20 protein-coding genes and 1 pseudogene are annotated in these 18,545 nt (G+C 52.6%); 14 read left to right on the forward strand and 7 right to left on the reverse strand.

Features of this window, described 5'->3' with window-relative positions; translation table 11 throughout:
• Positions 1-444 precede the first annotated feature (444 nt).
• Positions 445-1,458, reverse strand: coding sequence for a class 1 integron integrase IntI1 (intI1, locus tag R8N46_RS23605; protein ID WP_000845039.1), 1,014 nt, complete (start codon positions 1,456-1,458; stop codon positions 445-447).
• 172 nt (positions 1,459-1,630) lie between these two features.
• Between intI1 and R8N46_RS23610 the strand changes: the two genes are divergently transcribed.
• The 8 genes from R8N46_RS23610 (at position 1,631) to R8N46_RS23645 (ending at position 8,856) form a co-directional block, all read left to right on the forward strand.
• Complete coding sequence (locus tag R8N46_RS23610; RefSeq protein WP_001749986.1) at positions 1,631-2,083, forward strand: NAD(+)--rifampin ADP-ribosyltransferase Arr-3; 453 nt, start codon at positions 1,631-1,633, stop codon at positions 2,081-2,083.
• Positions 2,084-2,215: 132 nt separating this feature from the next.
• A complete protein-coding gene (dfrA27, locus tag R8N46_RS23615) occupies positions 2,216-2,689 on the forward strand; it encodes a trimethoprim-resistant dihydrofolate reductase DfrA27 (protein ID WP_001749985.1) in 474 nt (157 codons plus the stop codon).
• Between the two features lie 180 nt (positions 2,690-2,869).
• Positions 2,870-3,715, forward strand: coding sequence for an ANT(3'')-Ia family aminoglycoside nucleotidyltransferase AadA16 (locus tag R8N46_RS23620; RefSeq protein ID WP_001749984.1), 846 nt, complete (start codon positions 2,870-2,872; stop codon positions 3,713-3,715).
• 116 nt (positions 3,716-3,831) lie between these two features.
• Entirely contained in the window at positions 3,832-4,179 is a 348-nt protein-coding gene (locus tag R8N46_RS23625) for a quaternary ammonium compound efflux SMR transporter QacE delta 1 (protein ID WP_000679427.1), read from the forward strand.
• Positions 4,173-5,012 carry a sulfonamide-resistant dihydropteroate synthase Sul1 gene (gene sul1, locus R8N46_RS23630; protein ID WP_000259031.1) on the forward strand — a complete coding sequence of 280 codons (840 nt, stop codon included), beginning with the start codon at positions 4,173-4,175 and terminating at the stop codon, positions 5,010-5,012. The genes R8N46_RS23625 and sul1 (R8N46_RS23630) overlap by 7 nt, the downstream gene beginning before the upstream one ends.
• A gap of 404 nt (positions 5,013-5,416) precedes the next feature.
• Positions 5,417-6,958, forward strand: coding sequence for an IS91-like element ISCR1 family transposase (locus tag R8N46_RS23635; protein WP_000050481.1), 1,542 nt, complete (start codon positions 5,417-5,419; stop codon positions 6,956-6,958).
• 322 nt (positions 6,959-7,280) lie between these two features.
• Positions 7,281-8,207, forward strand: coding sequence for an extended-spectrum class A beta-lactamase PER-13 (locus R8N46_RS23640; protein ID WP_136512105.1), 927 nt, complete (start codon positions 7,281-7,283; stop codon positions 8,205-8,207).
• Between the two features lie 73 nt (positions 8,208-8,280).
• On the forward strand, positions 8,281-8,856 hold the full coding sequence (locus R8N46_RS23645; protein WP_001176353.1) for a glutathione S-transferase family protein: 576 nt from the start codon (positions 8,281-8,283) through the stop codon (positions 8,854-8,856).
• A 38-nt stretch (positions 8,857-8,894) separates the two neighbouring features.
• Here the strand turns inward: R8N46_RS23645 and R8N46_RS23650 are convergent, their stop codons facing one another.
• Positions 8,895-10,736 (reverse strand): ABC transporter ATP-binding protein, encoded by a 1,842-nt coding sequence (locus tag R8N46_RS23650; RefSeq protein WP_032495614.1) that lies wholly within the window; start codon positions 10,734-10,736, stop codon positions 8,895-8,897.
• Between the two features lie 370 nt (positions 10,737-11,106).
• Between R8N46_RS23650 and R8N46_RS23655 the strand changes: the two genes are divergently transcribed.
• A complete protein-coding gene (locus R8N46_RS23655) occupies positions 11,107-11,808 on the forward strand; it encodes a hypothetical protein (RefSeq protein WP_032495674.1) in 702 nt (233 codons plus the stop codon).
• On the opposite strand, the gene R8N46_RS23660 is transcribed toward R8N46_RS23655, so the two are convergent.
• The gene (locus tag R8N46_RS23660; protein WP_318189670.1) at positions 11,781-12,095 is read right to left on the reverse strand and encodes a hypothetical protein; all 315 of its coding nucleotides are present in this window, start codon (positions 12,093-12,095) and stop codon (positions 11,781-11,783) included. The genes R8N46_RS23655 and R8N46_RS23660 overlap by 28 nt on opposite strands.
• 513 nt (positions 12,096-12,608) lie before the next feature.
• Positions 12,609-12,839 (reverse strand): hypothetical protein, encoded by a 231-nt coding sequence (locus R8N46_RS23665; protein ID WP_032495677.1) that lies wholly within the window; start codon positions 12,837-12,839, stop codon positions 12,609-12,611.
• A 2-nt stretch (positions 12,840-12,841) separates the two neighbouring features.
• On the opposite strand from R8N46_RS23665, the gene R8N46_RS23670 reads away from it, so the two are divergent.
• The 5 genes from R8N46_RS23670 (at position 12,842) to R8N46_RS23695 (ending at position 16,238) form a co-directional block, all read left to right on the forward strand.
• Entirely contained in the window at positions 12,842-13,159 is a 318-nt protein-coding gene (locus tag R8N46_RS23670) for a DMT family transporter (protein ID WP_071211019.1), read from the forward strand.
• Positions 13,153-13,992 (forward strand): sulfonamide-resistant dihydropteroate synthase Sul1, encoded by an 840-nt coding sequence (gene sul1, locus R8N46_RS23675; protein WP_000259031.1) that lies wholly within the window; start codon positions 13,153-13,155, stop codon positions 13,990-13,992. The genes R8N46_RS23670 and sul1 (R8N46_RS23675) overlap by 7 nt, the downstream gene beginning before the upstream one ends.
• A 127-nt stretch (positions 13,993-14,119) precedes the next feature.
• Complete coding sequence (locus tag R8N46_RS23680) at positions 14,120-14,620, forward strand: GNAT family N-acetyltransferase (protein WP_000376623.1); 501 nt, start codon at positions 14,120-14,122, stop codon at positions 14,618-14,620.
• 506 nt (positions 14,621-15,126) lie between these two features.
• Positions 15,127-15,891, forward strand: coding sequence for an IS6-like element IS6100 family transposase (locus tag R8N46_RS23690; protein ID WP_001389365.1), 765 nt, complete (start codon positions 15,127-15,129; stop codon positions 15,889-15,891).
• A gap of 41 nt (positions 15,892-15,932) precedes the next feature.
• On the forward strand, positions 15,933-16,238 hold the full coding sequence (locus R8N46_RS23695; RefSeq protein ID WP_267923030.1) for a SprT-like domain-containing protein: 306 nt from the start codon (positions 15,933-15,935) through the stop codon (positions 16,236-16,238).
• A gap of 42 nt (positions 16,239-16,280) precedes the next feature.
• Here the strand turns inward: R8N46_RS23695 and R8N46_RS23700 are convergent.
• From R8N46_RS23700 to R8N46_RS23710, 3 genes and pseudogenes are all read right to left on the reverse strand, one after another.
• A pseudogene (locus R8N46_RS23700) lies at positions 16,281-17,568 on the reverse strand (ISL3-like element ISPpu12 family transposase).
• A gap of 21 nt (positions 17,569-17,589) precedes the next feature.
• Complete coding sequence (lspA, locus tag R8N46_RS23705; protein ID WP_193285851.1) at positions 17,590-18,102, reverse strand: signal peptidase II; 513 nt, start codon at positions 18,100-18,102, stop codon at positions 17,590-17,592.
• 3 nt (positions 18,103-18,105) lie between these two features.
• A partial coding sequence (locus R8N46_RS23710; RefSeq protein ID WP_276434627.1) for a cation transporter occupies positions 18,106-18,545 on the reverse strand: 440 nt, incomplete at its 5' end.

An 18,545-nucleotide genomic window follows, 5' to 3' on the forward strand; every position in this document is an offset into this window, starting at 1 on the left:
AACCAGATAATCCGATGAGATGCCGGTCTGTCTCACTCTCATGCAAAGGTAAGATCAACCATTTAATCCGCTTACCCGAATAACACTTGTCCTGGCCAGCAGCATCCGAACGCCGTTGCTCAAGTTCGCAGTTTTCCATAAGCCCCCCTGTTTTCTCAAAAGTCATAAATAGCAGTCTAATTGAGAATTAGGTTTTGAGATAGGTTTATGAGAACGAAAAACCCGCTTAATCGCGGGCTTTTTGTCGTTTTCAGAAGACGGCTGCACTGAACGTCAGAAGCCGACTGCACTATAGCAGCGGAGGGGTTGGATCCATCAGGCAACGACGGGCTGCTGCCGGCCATCAGCGGACGCAGGGAGGACTTTCCGCAACCGGCCGTTCGATGCGGCACCGATGGCCTTCGCGCAGGGGTAGTGAATCCGCCAGGATTGACTTGCGCTGCCCTACCTCTCACTAGTGAGGGGCGGCAGCGCATCAAGCGGTGAGCGCACTCCGGCACCGCCAACTTTCAGCACATGCGTGTAAATCATCGTCGTAGAGACGTCGGAATGGCCGAGCAGATCCTGCACGGTTCGAATGTCGTAACCGCTGCGGAGCAAGGCCGTCGCGAACGAGTGGCGGAGGGTGTGCGGTGTGGCGGGCTTCGTGATGCCTGCTTGTTCTACGGCACGTTTGAAGGCGCGCTGAAAGGTCTGGTCATACATGTGATGGCGACGCACGACACCGCTCCGTGGATCGGTCGAATGCGTGTGCTGCGCAAAAACCCAGAACCACGGCCAGGAATGCCCGGCGCGCGGATACTTCCGCTCAAGGGCGTCGGGAAGCGCAACGCCGCTGCGGCCCTCGGCCTGGTCCTTCAGCCACCATGCCCGTGCACGCGACAGCTGCTCGCGCAGGCTGGGTGCCAAGCTCTCGGGTAACATCAAGGCCCGATCCTTGGAGCCCTTGCCCTCCCGCACGATGATCGTGCCGTGATCGAAATCCAGATCCTTGACCCGCAGTTGCAAACCCTCACTGATCCGCATGCCCGTTCCATACAGAAGCTGGGCGAACAAACGATGCTCGCCTTCCAGAAAACCGAGGATGCGAACCACTTCATCCGGGGTCAGCACCACCGGCAAGCGCCGCGACGGCCGAGGTCTTCCGATCTCCTGAAGCCAGGGCAGATCCGTGCACAGCACCTTGCCGTAGAAGAACAGCAAGGCCGCCAATGCCTGACGATGCGTGGAGACCGAAACCTTGCGCTCGTTCGCCAGCCAGGACAGAAATGCCTCGACTTCGCTGCTGCCCAAGGTTGCCGGGTGACGCACACCGTGGAAACGGATGAAGGCACGAACCCAGTGGACATAAGCCTGTTCGGTTGGTAAGCTGTAATGCAAGTAGCGTATGCGCTCACGCAACTGGTCCAGAACCTTGACCGAACGCAGCGGTGGTAACGGCGCAGTGGCGGTTTTCATGGCTTGTTATGACTGTTTTTTTGTACAGTCTATGCCTCGGGCATCCAAGCAGCAAGCGCGTTACGCCGTGGGTCGATGTTTGATGTTATGGAGCAGCAACGATGTTACGCAGCAGGGCAGTCGCCCTAAAACAAAGTTATGCAGCCAAATCCCAACAATTAAGGGTCTTAAAATGGTAAAAGATTGGATTCCCATCTCTCATGATAATTACAAGCAGGTGCAAGGACCGTTCTATCATGGAACCAAAGCCAATTTGGCGATTGGTGACTTGCTAACCACAGGGTTCATCTCTCATTTCGAGGACGGTCGTATTCTTAAGCACATCTACTTTTCAGCCTTGATGGAGCCAGCAGTTTGGGGAGCTGAACTTGCTATGTCACTGTCTGGCCTCGAGGGTCGCGGCTACATATACATAGTTGAGCCAACAGGACCGTTCGAAGACGATCCGAATCTTACGAACAAAAGATTTCCCGGTAATCCAACACAGTCCTATAGAACCTGCGAACCCTTGAGAATTGTTGGCGTTGTTGAAGACTGGGAGGGGCATCCTGTTGAATTAATAAGGGGAATGTTGGATTCGTTGGAGGACTTAAAGCGCCGTGGTTTACACGTCATTGAAGACTAGTCCTTTGCATAACAAAGCCATCAAACCGGACGCCAGAGATTCCGCGCCTGTTGCGCATGGCTTCGCCATTTTATGCGCAATAGGCGCGCCACCCTGTCGCCGTTTATGGCGGCGTTAACCCAAAGGAGTATCGTGAAAATATCACTAATGGCTGCAAAAGCAAGAAATGGGGTTATTGGCTGCGGCTCGGATATCCCGTGGAACGCTAAAGGTGAGCAGCTGCTTTTTAAAGCAATAACTTACAATCAATGGCTCTTAGTCGGCCGTAAAACATTTGAGGCAATGGGGGCTCTCCCAAATAGAAAGTATGCAGTTGTCAGCCGCTCAGGATCGGTAGCTACTAACGATGATGTGGTTGTGTTTCCATCTATAGAAGCAGCAATGAGGGAGCTAAAGACTCTTACGAACCATGTTGTTGTTTCTGGTGGTGGAGAGATCTACAAGAGTCTGATCGCCCATGCCGACACGCTACATATCTCGACAATAGATTCCGAGCCAGAGGGCAATGTTTTCTTTCCGGAAATCCCCAAAGAGTTCAATGTGGTGTTCGAGCAGGAATTTCATTCAAATATAAATTATCGCTATCAAATCTGGCAAAGGGGTTAACCATCCAAGCCATCGGACACATTTTGCTTCGCTGCGCTCAAAACGCAAAATGTGCCGCTGCTTAGCGGCGTTAGATGCACTAAGCACATAATTGCTCACAGCCAAACTATCAGGTCAAGTCTGCTTTTATTATTTTTAAGCGTGCATAATAAGCCCTACACAAATTGGGAGTTAGACATCATGAGCAACGCAGTGCCCGCCGAGATTTCGGTACAGCTATCACAGGCACTCAACGTCATCGAGCATCATCTGGGATCGACGTTGCTGGCCGTGCATTTGTACGGCTCTGCACTCGACGGTGGCCTGAAGCCATGCAGTGATATTGATTTGCTGGTTACTGTGACTGCACAGCTCGATGAGACTGTGCGGCAGGCTCTGTTCGTAGATTTCCTGGAAGTTTCCGCTTCTCCCGGCCAAAGTGAAGCTCTCCGTGCCTTGGAAGTTACCATCGTCGTGTACGGCGATGTTGTTCCTTGGCGTTATCCAGCCAGACGGGAACTGCAATTCGGGGAGTGGCAGCGCAAGGACATTCTTGCGGGCATCTTCGAGCCCGCGACAACCGATGTTGATCTGGCTATTCTGCTAACTAAAGCAAGGCAACACAGCCTTGCCTTGGCAGGTTCGGCCGCGGAAGATTTCTTCAACTCAGTCCCGGAAAGCGATCTATTCAAAGCACTGGCCGACACCTTGAAACTATGGAACTCACAACCGGATTGGGCAGGCGACGAGCGGAATGTAGTGCTTACTTTGTCTCGCATTTGGTACAGCGCAGCAACCGGCAAGATCGCGCCGAAGGATGTAGCTGCCAACTGGGTAATGGAACGCCTGCCCGTCCAACATCAGCCCGTGCTGCTTGAAGCCCAGCAGGCTTACCTTGGACAAGGGATGGATTGCTTGGCCTCACGCGCTGATCAGTTGACTGCGTTCATTTACTTTGTGAAGCACGAAGCCGCCAGTCTGCTCGGCTCCACGCCAATGATGTCTAACAGTTCATTCAAGCCGACGCCGCTTCGCGGCGCAGCTTAATTCAGGCGTTAGATGCACTAAGCACATAATTGCTCACAGCCAAACTATCAGGTCAAGTCTGCTTTTATTATTTTTAAGCGTGCATAATAAGCCCTACACAAATTGGGAGATATATCATGAAAGGCTGGCTTTTTCTTGTTATCGCAATAGTTGGCGAAGTAATCGCAACATCCGCATTAAAATCTAGCGAGGGCTTTACTAAGCTTGCCCCTTCCGCCGTTGTCATAATCGGTTATGGCATCGCATTTTATTTTCTTTCTCTGGTTCTGAAATCCATCCCTGTCGGTGTTGCTTATGCAGTCTGGTCGGGACTCGGCGTCGTCATAATTACAGCCATTGCCTGGTTGCTTCATGGGCAAAAGCTTGATGCGTGGGGCTTTGTAGGTATGGGGCTCATAATTGCTGCCTTTTTGCTCGCCCGATCCCCATCGTGGAAGTCGCTGCGGAGGCCGACGCCATGGTGACGGTGTTCGGCATTCTGAATCTCACCGAGGACTCCTTCTTCGATGAGAGCCGGCGGCTAGACCCCGCCGGCGCTGTCACCGCGGCGATCGAAATGCTGCGAGTCGGATCAGACGTCGTGGATGTCGGACCGGCCGCCAGCCATCCGGACGCGAGGCCTGTATCGCCGGCCGATGAGATCAGACGTATTGCGCCGCTCTTAGACGCCCTGTCCGATCAGATGCACCGTGTTTCAATCGACAGCTTCCAACCGGAAACCCAGCGCTATGCGCTCAAGCGCGGCGTGGGCTACCTGAACGATATCCAAGGATTTCCTGACCCTGCGCTCTATCCCGATATTGCTGAGGCGGACTGCAGGCTGGTGGTTATGCACTCAGCGCAGCGGGATGGCATCGCCACCCGCACCGGTCACCTTCGACCCGAAGACGCGCTCGACGAGATTGTGCGGTTCTTCGAGGCGCGGGTTTCCGCCTTGCGACGGAGCGGGGTCGCTGCCGACCGGCTCATCCTCGATCCGGGGATGGGATTTTTCTTGAGCCCCGCACCGGAAACATCGCTGCACGTGCTGTCGAACCTTCAAAAGCTGAAGTCGGCGTTGGGGCTTCCGCTATTGGTCTCGGTGTCGCGGAAATCCTTCTTGGGCGCCACCGTTGGCCTTCCTGTAAAGGATCTGGGTCCAGCGAGCCTTGCGGCGGAACTTCACGCGATCGGCAATGGCGCTGACTACGTCCGCACCCACGCGCCTGGAGATCTGCGAAGCGCAATCACCTTCTCGGAAACCCTCGCGAAATTTCGCAGTCGCGACGCCAGAGACCGAGGGTTAGATCATGCCTAGCATTCACCTTCCGGCCGCCCGCTAAATATCTCCTTTTGGGTTGTTAATAAAACATCCAATAAGTTGACTGTGCGTGAAAAAGAAAGTTTTGTGTGATGGCGTTGAAGATCGCACCGTTAAGCTCTTATGTGGGATGGTGCAGAGCTCGACGACTACCGATAAAACGCAACCGCCGCAAACAGACAAGAAAAAGCCCCAACTGATAACAGTTGGGGCTTCAGTATTGTGATTGGTGGAGCAATAGCACCCTGAACCCAAAACCTTCTCGCTCAACCGGTAGTGGCTGATAACAACTCGTGAGGGCTATTGCGGGTTAAGCATTTAGCGATGTCTAGGGCCAGACTGGACGTCTGAACGCAAGCCGCTGATACTGTACATAACCACAGTATCAGCGGAGGATACCCATGTCGCTGGCAAGGAACGCCACGGCGAGTCAATCGCCCACTCAAACAAACGGTTACGAACGCCACCAACCCGACCAGACGCTGCTCTACCAGCTGGTTGAGCAGCACTACCCAGCCTTCAAAGCCTCACTCGAAGCCCAAGGTCAACACCTGCCTCGCTACATCCAACAAGAATTCAACGACCTCCTCCAATGTGGCCGTCTGGAGTATGGTTTCATGCGGGTTCGCTGCGAGGATTGTCATCACGAGCGTCTGGTCGCCTTCAGCTGTAAACGACGCGGCTTTTGCCCTAGCTGCGGTGCCCGCCGGATGGCCGAGAGTGCGGCGCTGCTGATAGACGAAGTCTTCCCCAAGGAGCCCATTCGCCAGTGGGTGCTCAGCTTTCCTTTCCAGCTACGCTTTTTGCTGGCTCGCCATCCCCAGCTGATGGGCCAGGTCTTGAGTATCGTCTATCGTACACTCTCAACTCATCTGATCAAAAAAGCCGGTTACACCAAAGCCTCTGCACAAACTGGCTCAGTGACTCTTATCCAACGCTTTGGCTCCGCGCTAAATCTCAATGTCCACTACCACATGCTGTTTCTCGATGGTGTCTATGCCGAAGATGACTATGGCAAGCAACGCTTCCATCGTGTCAAGGCACCCACTTACGATGAGCTGAATACGCTCGCTCACACCCTCAGCCATCGCATCGCTCGCTGCATGGAAAAGCGTGGGATTTTGGAGCGTGATGCCGAGAATACGTGGTTGACACTGGAAGAGGGCGAAGACGATACGCTGACTCAATTACATGGTGCTTCGGTTACGTATCGCATTGCCGTCGGCCCCCAGCAAGGGCGCAAAGTCTTCACCCTGCAAACCTTGCCAGGGCGTGAGGATAAAGCCGACTCAAGCAGTCGAGTAGCCAACCATGCTGGTTTCTCGCTACACGCCGGTGTGATGGCCGAAGCGCATCAGCGGGATAAGCTTGAGCGCTTGTGTCGCTACATTAGTCGGCCAGCGGTTTCAGAAAAACGTCTGGCATTAACCGCCAATGGGCAGGTGCGTTACGAGCTCAAAACTCCGTACCGCAATGGCACCACCCATGTGATCTTCGAGCCGCTGGACTTCATCGCCAAACTCGCTGCGTTGGTACCTAAGCCGCGAGTCAACCTCACACGCTTCCACGGCGTCTTTGCACCGAACAGCAAACACCGAGTTCAAGTAACACCCGCCAAGCGGGGCAAGAAGCCCGACAAATCGGAAGGTCTCGATACTAACTGGCGTGACAAGAGTCCTGCAGAGCGCCACCGCGCCATGACCTGGATGCAACGCCTCAAGCGAGTCTTCAATATTGATATTGAAGTCTGCGAACACTGCGGCGGTCACGTCAAAGTGATTGCCAGCATCGAAGATCCGAAGGTCATTGAGCAGATTCTCAAGCATCTGAAACAGAAAACAGCCAAGGCGAATGCCGCCAAGCAGCGTGAGCTGCCACCAGAACGAGCGCCGCCACTGACTCCCAGCCTGTTCGATCCATCACAGAGTCGTCTCTTTGACTGACGACCCCAAATCCAACACTGCTCAACACTGCCAACTTTTAAACGGGGCGGTGGGGCAGTTTGTATCTCTCGAGCTATCAGGCTAGAGATTTTACCGCCAAATCGAACCTTATTAGAGCGGTTTAGGCTGGACCGGCAGTTAAAATTGGGGCTTGAGCGGTAAACGAGTGAGGGAATTTCAGGTAAGATACTTCGGATGAGGAGCAAAAAGGTGGTTTATACTTCCTATACCCAAAAAGGTGGTTTATACTTCCTATACCCTAAAAAGGCAGCTTTGGCTGCCTTTTGTATAATTCATATCGACTTATCAAAAGGACAATCCGATGAATGTCATTATAAAAGCTGTAGTTACTGCCTCGACGCTACTGATGGTATCTTTTAGTTCATTCGAAACCTCAGCGCAATCCCCACTGTTAAAAGAGCAAATTGAATCCATAGTCATTGGAAAAAAAGCCACTGTAGGCGTTGCAGTGTGGGGGCCTGACGATCTGGAACCTTTACTGATTAATCCTTTTGAAAAATTCCCAATGCAAAGTGTATTTAAATTGCATTTAGCTATGTTGGTACTGCATCAGGTTGATCAGGGAAAGTTGGATTTAAATCAGACCGTTATCGTAAACAGGGCTAAGGTTTTACAGAATACCTGGGCTCCGATAATGAAAGCGTATCAGGGAGACGAGTTTAGTGTTCCAGTGCAGCAACTGCTGCAATACTCGGTCTCGCACAGCGATAACGTGGCCTGTGATTTGTTATTTGAACTGGTTGGTGGACCAGCTGCTTTGCATGACTATATCCAGTCTATGGGTATAAAGGAGACCGCTGTGGTCGCAAATGAAGCGCAGATGCACGCCGATGATCAGGTGCAGTATCAAAACTGGACCTCGATGAAAGGTGCTGCAGAGATCCTGAAAAAGTTTGAGCAAAAAACACAGCTGTCTGAAACCTCGCAGGCTTTGTTATGGAAGTGGATGGTCGAAACCACCTCAGGACCAGAGCGGTTAAAAGGTTTGTTACCAGCTGGTACTGTGGTCGCACATAAAACTGGTACTTCGGGTATCAAAGCCGGAAAAACTGCGGCCACTAATGATTTAGGTATCATTCTGTTGCCTGATGGACGGCCCTTGCTGGTTGCTGTTTTTGTGAAAGACTCAGCCGAGTCAAGCCGAACCAATGAAGCTATCATTGCGCAGGTTGCTCAGACTGCGTATCAATTTGAATTGAAAAAGCTTTCTGCCCTAAGCCCAAATTAACAGACTATCAGCACTATCTAAGCCGCTGACTCTGGTTGTACACTAAAGCTATGGTTTGAAATTGGAGTAGGTTATGCAGTTATTAGGTTCAGTGGCTTCCCCTTTTGTTCGTCGTTTACGTTTAGTACTGGCAGGGCAACCTTATCAGTTTGTAGCGCTTAATATTTTTGAGTCTGAAGGCCGTTCAGTGTTGGTACAACATAATCCGGCACGCAAAGTGCCTGTGTTAGTGGATGGAGAGCAGGTTATTTTTGATTCAGGCGTAATTTATCGTTATTTGGCTTCGAAACTGAAATTCAAACCATTGAGCTGGGATCAGGAAAACGGTCTGACGACCATCAATGCCTGCACAGACTCCTTGGTTGAATTACTGCTTTGTAAGCGCTCAGGTTTTGACGTGACTGAAGATAAATTGTTTTTTAATCTTCAGCATGAGCGAATTCAGGCGACGCTAGAGGCACTTGAGCAACAAATCAGGGCAGGGCATTTCGGTGACTGGGACTATCCTGGTATCAGTCTGTTCACTTTAATCGACTGGATATTGTTCCGCGATTTAGTCGACTTAAAACCCTTCCCTGTATTATTACAGTTCAGAAATGCGCATTTAAACCGGCCGATGGTCGCTGAAACCGACCCGCGTTTAAGCTAAAAACAACAGGTCAGAGCCAAGACTCTGACCTTTATTATTTATTCCACACCAATAAAGCCGCCGGTTTGATGCGCCCATAATTGAGCGTAAATACCGCCTTTGGCGATCAGTTCCTGATGACTGCCTTGTTCCACAATACGACCTTGATCCAGAACGATCAGCCTGTCCATAGCTGCTATGGTAGATAAACGGTGTGCAATGGCTATAACCGTTTTGCCTATCATCAACTGAGTCAGACTATGCTGAATAGCTGATTCTACTTCGGAGTCCAGCGCTGAGGTGGCTTCATCCAAAATCAGAATAGGGGCGTTTTTCAGTAAAACCCGAGCTATTGCAATACGTTGACGTTGACCACCAGAAAGCTTGACTCCACGTTCGCCCACCTGAGCGTCGTAGCCACTGTTGCCTTTAGGATCGGTAAGCTCCTGAATAAAAGCATCGGCTTCGGCTAAACGGGCTGCTTCAATCATTTCCGCTTCGGTAGCGCCAGGACGACCATATAAAATATTTTCCCTTACAGTACGGTGTAGCAGGGAGGTATCCTGGGTCACCATAGCTATATGAGCGCGAAGACTTTCCTGTGATACAGTTTTGATGTCCTGACCGTCTATCAAAATCTGGCCTGAATTGACATCATAAAAGCGCAGCAGTAAGTTCACCAGCGTGGATTTACCAGCACCAGAACGGCCGACTAAACCTACTTTTTCACCGGGTTTAATCGACAAGTCCAGACCATCAATCACAGGACCATGTTCACCTGCTGCTTTGCCGTAGTTAAAGTTCAGTTGCTTAAACTCAATCTGACCTTGTGGCACTTCAAGCGGCTTCGCATCAGCTTTGTCGATGATTTGCTGAGGCTGAGACAAAGTCGCAATACCATCTGCCACAGTACCTATGTTTTCAAACAGTGCACTGACTTCCCACATGATCCACTGCGACATACCATTTAAACGCAGCGCCAGACTGACTGCGATGGCAATAGAGCCCACAGTGACGGCATTGACAGACCAAAGCCATATCGCCAGCGTGGCAATAGAGAACACCAACAGATAGTTCAGACCCTGCACACAAATATTGAGCCAGGTAGCCAGTCGCATTTGTCTGTACACAGGCACCAGAAACAGCTGCATGCTATCGCGGGCGTATTCTGACTCACGAGCCGTGTGTGAAAACAGTTTAATAGTGCTGATATTGGTGTAGCTGTCGACAATACGGCCTGTCATTTCTGAACGGGCATCGGCTTGTTCTGTTGCAACTTGTTTCAGTCTCGGCACAAAATAAAACTGCAAGCCGGTGTATATGACTAACCAGGCAATCATCGGCAGTACCAAGCGCCAATCTGCATCGGCGATCAGATACAACATAGAGCCAAAATACACCACCACATACACCATCACATCCAGCAGCTTGGTGGCCGTTTCGCGCACTGCCAAAGCCGTTTGCATCACTTTAGTGGCGATGCGACCAGCGAATTCATTCTGGTAGAAACCCAAACTTTGTTTCAGTAAATAACGATGCGCCAGCCAGCGGATCGACATAGGGTAGTTACCCAATATAGTTTGGTGGATCAGGGCTGAGTGAAAAAATACCAAACCAGGCAACACCAGCAACATCACTATGGCCATAGTGATCAAGGTATCCTGCTCTTCCTGCCAGAAAGTAGCCGGATTCTTGGTTACCAACCAATCGACTAATTGCCCCATATAGCCAAATAAGGACACTTCTAATGCGGCCAGTAAGGCTGTCGCAATAGACATCAGGATCAGAGGCAACACCATGCCTTGACTGTAATGCAAACAAAATGCAAACAGGCCTTGAGGTGGCTGAGTTGGCTCTTTATCAGGGAAAGGGTTGGTTAAGCGTTCAAAAAAGCCCAGCATAAAATTCCTCTGCAGCAACGAAAAAGGCAGTTATTGTACGTCAAAGTTTAAAAAACAGATGTAACTATTTGATGAAAGCCCGGTTTAGAACGGCCATCTTATTTTATAACCGATAGCTTGTGACTCGCTTTTTTGCTGAACAGAACAGCAGATTGTTGAAAATAAATACAAAAAATCTGAAAAATCCAAAAGATGCTATATCACATGAACTCAGCAGCTTAGATTTATTGAAGGACCGTTAATAGGTAATAACTGGAAAATCTATAACTTAGCTTCTGTTTTGTCAGCTTGCAAAGGACTTTTTGCTTTCTACACTGAAAATACAGAGTACCCGAATCAGGGTGTTGTCTCGTCTTACAGGAGTGTTGAAATGGATGCCAAAGAATTATTGGTCTACATGAAGCAGGCAGAACTGCAAGCTGAGTTAGTCGTTGAGGCTGGTCAGCAACTGGACAGAGCCATCAAACAATTACATGACTGGTCTGAAGACTGGGATTGTCAGCGCCGGGCTTGTGAAGATATGTACGATGCCGTGCATTTAATTCTGATCCATAGCTATCAATTATCCCGGATTTTCTGGCCCGCCAAGTGTTGCGGAGAACTGGGGCTGGATTTGTGTCATAGAGCCATGGCGCTGCGAAGTGAAATCAACCTGCCTGATCTAAACCATCCACTGCGGAATGAGGCGTTATGGCGTCATGCAGATGAGCTGGATCATTCAGTGCGGGATAATACTGCTCTGCGTCGTTATCAAGCGCATCATTTAACCGGTTTTAATCAGGTGATCACCTGGATGGATAATGAAGCCATGTTTTGCTGGCTTGAACCTGCCAGTAAAACCTTTGTGTTTCATGCCGAGGAGTTTGCTTTAGCCCAATTACTGGATGCTGTGCATCAGGTTCAGCAAGATATTCAGAATTTTCTTAACAAGCAGCATCAGTCAAATCTAAAGGTGGCCAAAGCTGGCGTGCATCACTATGAGAAGCAGTGGGGGGCATTTAAAATAAGACAAGACAGATCTTGTCCACAGCTTTGTTGTTATGACTACTTATCTAATTTAATAAATCCGTAGGCAGAAATCTCGCTGAGCTTATGTTCTCTGATCTTTTTTGCGACTTCTGCTTGGTAGTCTTCAATGTACAGGTGCAAAAAATCTTTAAACTCTTCATCCAAAGCACGTCTATCCACAGAGTTACCGAACCGTTGCGCTTCGTATGCAAGCAGGCATAATCTATGCGCCCGGATCTCCATATCAGCGGCCACCTGCTTTTCGATAATGTTTAATGCATCTGACATTCCAATCAACTTCTTGTAGAAAAACAGACTTAACAGTAAAAAGCCAAACGTAATTGCAGACATAACAAAAGTCAGCATTCCTGAAGTTCCTTTCTGTGCTTGACGGCTCCTGATATGGACCATAAAAATATCGCTAAAATTGCTGCGATATTTATAGCTGGTATTCCATATTTGTATATACCACCCAATAGATCAGTGCCAAATATGACTCTGTCTGTGAATCTCGCTACCTGCAGAACAGAGTGCATCAAGATGCTTAAACAAATGAATTGAGTGATTTGTTCAACCGCCCATACGAATTTTCTATGAATAACCCAGATGATACCAAGCGTCAATGTTTGACATATCACCCAACTTGGGTACCAAAGTAAGCGAGCGAGCTCAGGAGATGTTTCAGATATCCCCATCAGCAAAGGAGCAATCCTGTCTTGAGCTAATCCCGATAAAGTGAGTATCAATATGGTTATTCGTGCAGATTTACTGGCCGACCAGACTAAGGACAGCAGTAGAGAACCTATGCACAACACCCATAAGTACTCAGCAAGAGTCGTAATAAATGTCCCCACAAACTACCTCTTATTTTGGTGGTTCATTACCCCAGCCACCACCTAATGTAGTCAGTGTTGGATTTATTGCTTTAGATTCTTGCTGCTCTGCAGCCAGCTTCGCCTTTGCTTCAGCAGATAAGGTGACAGTGTCTGCAGTAGAGGGTGCTGTTGTAGTGGTGGTTTTAGCCTGAGCAGCAGGAGCAACAGTTTGTATTGTTGATGTAGCCGCTGTGCCCGGAGTATTTAAGTTGATTTGCATAACTGTTCCTTACCATTGTCACTAAATCAGAAAACAAATGTACCGAGGGCTTTACTAAGCTTGCCCCTTCCGCCGTTGTCATAATCGGTTATGGCATCGCATTTTATTTTCTTTCTCTGGTTCTGAAATCCATCCCTGTCGGTGTTGCTTATGCAGTCTGGTCGGGACTCGGCGTCGTCATAATTACAGCCATTGCCTGGTTGCTTCATGGGCAAAAGCTTGATGCGTGGGGCTTTGTAGGTATGGGGCTCATAATTGCTGCCTTTTTGCTCGCCCGATCCCCATCGTGGAAGTCGCTGCGGAGGCCGACGCCATGGTGACGGTGTTCGGCATTCTGAATCTCACCGAGGACTCCTTCTTCGATGAGAGCCGGCGGCTAGACCCCGCCGGCGCTGTCACCGCGGCGATCGAAATGCTGCGAGTCGGATCAGACGTCGTGGATGTCGGACCGGCCGCCAGCCATCCGGACGCGAGGCCTGTATCGCCGGCCGATGAGATCAGACGTATTGCGCCGCTCTTAGACGCCCTGTCCGATCAGATGCACCGTGTTTCAATCGACAGCTTCCAACCGGAAACCCAGCGCTATGCGCTCAAGCGCGGCGTGGGCTACCTGAACGATATCCAAGGATTTCCTGACCCTGCGCTCTATCCCGATATTGCTGAGGCGGACTGCAGGCTGGTGGTTATGCACTCAGCGCAGCGGGATGGCATCGCCACCCGCACCGGTCACCTTCGACCCGAAGACGCGCTCGACGAGATTGTGCGGTTCTTCGAGGCGCGGGTTTCCGCCTTGCGACGGAGCGGGGTCGCTGCCGACCGGCTCATCCTCGATCCGGGGATGGGATTTTTCTTGAGCCCCGCACCGGAAACATCGCTGCACGTGCTGTCGAACCTTCAAAAGCTGAAGTCGGCGTTGGGGCTTCCGCTATTGGTCTCGGTGTCGCGGAAATCCTTCTTGGGCGCCACCGTTGGCCTTCCTGTAAAGGATCTGGGTCCAGCGAGCCTTGCGGCGGAACTTCACGCGATCGGCAATGGCGCTGACTACGTCCGCACCCACGCGCCTGGAGATCTGCGAAGCGCAATCACCTTCTCGGAAACCCTCGCGAAATTTCGCAGTCGCGACGCCAGAGACCGAGGGTTAGATCATGCCTAGCATTCACCTTCCGGCCGCCCGCTAGCGGACCCTGGTCAGGTTCCGCGAAGGTGGGCGCAGACATGCTGGGCTCGTCAGGATCAAACTGCACTATGAGGCGGCGGTTCATACCGCGCCAGGGGAGCGAATGGACAGCGAGGAGCCTCCGAACGTTCGGGTCGCCTGCTCGGGTGATATCGACGAGGTTGTGCGGCTGATGCACGACGCTGCGGCGTGGATGTCCGCCAAGGGAACGCCCGCCTGGGACGTCGCGCGGATCGACCGGACATTCGCGGAGACCTTCGTCCTGAGATCCGAGCTCCTAGTCGCGAGTTGCAGCGACGGCATCGTCGGCTGTTGCACCTTGTCGGCCGAGGATCCCGAGTTCTGGCCCGACGCCCTCAAGGGGGAGGCCGCATATCTGCACAAGCTCGCGGTGCGACGGACACATGCGGGCCGGGGTGTCAGCTCCGCGCTGATCGAGGCTTGCCGCCATGCCGCGCGAACGCAGGGGTGCGCCAAGCTGCGGCTCGACTGCCACCCGAACCTGCGTGGCCTATACGAGCGGCTCGGATTCACCCACGTCGACACTTTCAATCCCGGCTGGGATCCAACCTTCATCGCAGAACGCCTAGAACTCGAAATCTAACGTCCGTTCGGGCATCGAGGTCCATGTCGGGGTGGGACGGGCCCGTGGCTTCAAGATCACTTGCAGTCCGACCGCGATGTCTTGGTTGCGCGAGAGGTTGTCGATATCCTCCACTTCCATCATCAACCCTGGATAATGCCGCCGCCGTCATCGCCGCCGACGCCCGTGCCGGGCTTTTCGGGCCTGTCAGGCTTGCTCGGCCTTCAGCCTGCCTGGGCGAGATCTCCGGCGGACGGATTAACGGCGGAGCTTCGCCGCCTTTCGTGCGTGTGAAGGCCGAAGATAGTTCTCTCAAAAACATCCGTTTATGAGAGATACCAAATGTCATTTTCAGAAGACGACTGCACCAGTTGATTGGGCGTAATGGCTGTTGTGCAGCCAGCTCCTGACAGTTCAATATCAGAAGTGATCTGCACCAATCTCGACTATGCTCAATACTCGTGTGGGCTCTGTTGCAAAAATCGTGAAGCTTGAGCATGCTTGGCGGAGATTGGACGGACGGAACGATGACGGATTTCAAGTGGCGCCATTTCCAGGGTGATGTGATCCTGTGGGCGGTGCGCTGGTATTGTCGCTATCCGATCAGCTATCGCGACCTTGAGGAAATGCTGGCGGAACGCGGCATTTCGGTCGACCATACGACGATCTATCGCTGGGTCCAGTGCTACGCCCCGGAGATGGAGAAGCGGCTGCGCTGGTTCTGGCGGCGTGGCTTTGATCCGAGCTGGCGCCTGGATGAAACCTACGTCAAGGTGCGGGGCAAGTGGACCTACCTGTACCGGGCAGTCGACAAGCGGGGCGACACGATCGATTTCTACCTGTCGCCGACCCGCAGCGCCAAGGCAGCGAAGCGGTTCCTGGGCAAGGCCCTGCGAGGCCTGAAGCACTGGGAAAAGCCTGCCACGCTCAATACCGACAAAGCGCCGAGCTATGGTGCAGCGATCACCGAATTGAAGCGCGAAGGAAAGCTGGACCGGGAGACGGCCCACCGGCAGGTGAAGTATCTCAATAACGTGATCGAGGCCGATCACGGAAAGCTCAAGATACTGATCAAGCCGGTGCGCGGTTTCAAATCGATCCCCACGGCCTATGCCACGATCAAGGGATTCGAAGTCATGCGAGCCCTGCGCAAAGGACAGGCTCGCCCCTGGTGCCTGCAGCCCGGCATCAGGGGCGAGGTGCGCCTTGTGGAGAGAGCTTTTGGCATTGGGCCCTCGGCGCTGACGGAGGCCATGGGCATGCTCAACCACCATTTCGCAGCAGCCGCCTGATCGGCGCAGAGCGACAGCCTACCTCTGACTGCCGCCAATCTTTGCAACAGAGCCACCCGTCCTATTTCGCTGTCGTGCCCCTGCTCGAAGTCCTGCAAACTTTGGTGCATGAGATGGTCCACGCTTGGCAATTCCACTTCGGCAAGCCGGGCCGTCGCGGCTATCACAACAAGGAATGGGCCGACAAAATGGAGGCCATCGGCCTGATGCCGTCCAGCACCGGCAAGCCCGGCGGCGCGCGCACGGGCGAGAAAATGGCCGACTACGCCATACCGGGCGGCCTGTTCATGCAGGCGACCGACAAGCTGCTGACGCAGGATTTCAAAATCTCGGGTATACGGATTTAATGGTTGATGGGGCATCTTCACCCCATCAATCTGATACCACCCTCAGATGGTTGATAGATCGACTCCGTAGTTGAGTTCCTCTGCGAAGTCCGGCAGTCCGTAACCGATGGTTTTCTTGTAGAAAGGAGAGACCTTCGCAGTCGGTGCCTTCTTCTTGTGCTTCGTGGTGTAGAGCATTCGTGCCCGCATCACCTCGAAGGAGTAACCGCGCCCTTCACGGTTCTTGTCCTTGGCCAGTCGGTTGATGGACTCCGTGTAAGCGTTGGTGACGGGCATGTCCGTCTCGAAGTAGGTCATGGTCTCTTCGCGCCAGTTTCCCACTGCCCTGACCAGATCGCTCCAGACTTCCTTTTGGCCCTTCGGGATGGTGGCTATCCACTCGTCCAGGGCGGCTTCTGCCTGGAGCCGTGTGGTGGCGTCCCAGATGCCGTAGAAGCGCTCCTTGTGCTCGTAGGCGGCCAGCAGTTGCGGGAACGCGCCTGTCCAGGTCTCCATGATGAGGCGCTCCCGGTCTGAGACTTCGTGAGCGCGTTTCAGCAGGATTTTCCGGTCTCCCTTGAGAGTCCGGCTCTGGGACGGTTTCAGCTCCTTTCTGGAGCCCTTGCGCACTCTCTAGGGCATCGTTGGCCATGCGCACCACATGGAACTTATCGACCACGATACGGGCCTGGGGCAGCACAGCCTTGACCGCTGCCCGGTAGGGGTTCCACATGTCCATGCTGACGATCTCGACCTTCTGCCGGTCTTTCAGCTTCATCAGGTAGTTGGTCACCACGTCCTGGCGGCGGGTGGCCAGCAGGTCGAGCAGGGTTCGCTCCTCAATGTTGGTCAGAATGCAGCGGTAGCGCTTGTTCAGGTATAGCTCGTCAATGCCCAGGATGCGGGGCGTCTCGAAGCGGTGCCAGCGCCCCAGGAACTCGGCGCGGGCGTTGAAGATGTCGCGCACCGTCTTCTCGTCCAGGCCGGTCTGTGCCGCCACAAAGGTGTAGGGGTGGTTGAAGGATTCCTTCTCCACGTACTCATGCAGCCGCAGTGTCATACGGAATCCGTCCACCATCTCCGGTAGCTGGGGCCTGAATGTTGTCTTGCAGGCCCGGCAGGTGTATCGGCGGCGGACCACCCAGAGAGTGACCCGCTTGCTGTGGATGGGCAGATCACGATAGGGAACGTCACGCTTGCCGAACCGTACGAACTCACCCTGCACGCCGCATTCCTCGCAGGCGATGGGATCGGGCACGTCCACCTGGAAGTGCATTTCGTCGTCGGTTGATTTGCAGCCCAGTACTTGGTATTGCGGCAGGTGAAGGATGTTGTCGGGAAGTTCGGTCATGGTGTTGTATAGGCGTAGGTGTCAGTCAGATCCATCCGGCTCGGCATTGGTGTTTGCTTTTTTACCCAACAAGCTGCTGGAAACGAAAAGTAAGGCACCGAGGACAATTGCAATATCAGCCAGGTTGAAGGCCGGCCAATGCCAGTCTCGCCAATAGAAATCAAAGGAATCCACAACATAGCCGCGAAAGACCCGGTCAATCAGGTTGCCCATGGCGCCACCGAGGATAAGACTGTAAGCGATGGCTTCTCCTTTATGACGATTTTCAAGGATCAGCTTGATCAGAAAAATCGAGACCACTACCGCGATTCCGATAAAAAAGTAGCGCTGCCAGCCTCCACCATTCGCAAAAAGACTGAATGCGGCACCGGTGTTCCATAGGTGCACCCAGTTAAAGAACGGGGTCACCGAAACATACTCGCCATAGGCCATTGATTGCTGCACCAGCCACTTTACAGCCTGATCAGACGCTGCCAGCAGGCCCGATATGGACAATAGGGCATGCGGCGAGAGCTTTTTGCCAATAATGAGCATTATTTAACCCTTCAACGCCAAAATGCGTCTGGCACCGTTAAGTACAATGCCCCCCGCGATGGTGCCGATAATCAGATCCGGATAATTGGAACCGGTCCACGCGACCAGGGCGCCGGCGGTGATGACCCCCAGGTTGATCACCACGTCGTTGGCCGAGAATATCCAGCTTGCCTTCATGTGCGCCCCGCCTTCCCGATGTTTGGATATGAGCAGCAGACAACTGGTATTGGCAATCAATGCGACGAATGCGATAGCCATCATCACCAGCGATTCAGGCTCACTACCGAATACAAAGCGCCTCACGACCTCTACGAGTACGCCAACAGCCAAAACCAGTTGGACCACACCAGCAACGTGCGCAACACGGACCTGCCTTTTCACGCTATGCCCAACCGCATAAAGAGCGAGTCCGTACACTGCCGCATCAGCAAAATTGTCCAGGG

The sequence above is a fragment of the Vibrio sp. 1874 genome (assembly GCF_033344395.1).
GTDB classification, from domain to species: domain Bacteria; phylum Pseudomonadota; class Gammaproteobacteria; order Enterobacterales; family Vibrionaceae; genus Vibrio; species Vibrio alginolyticus.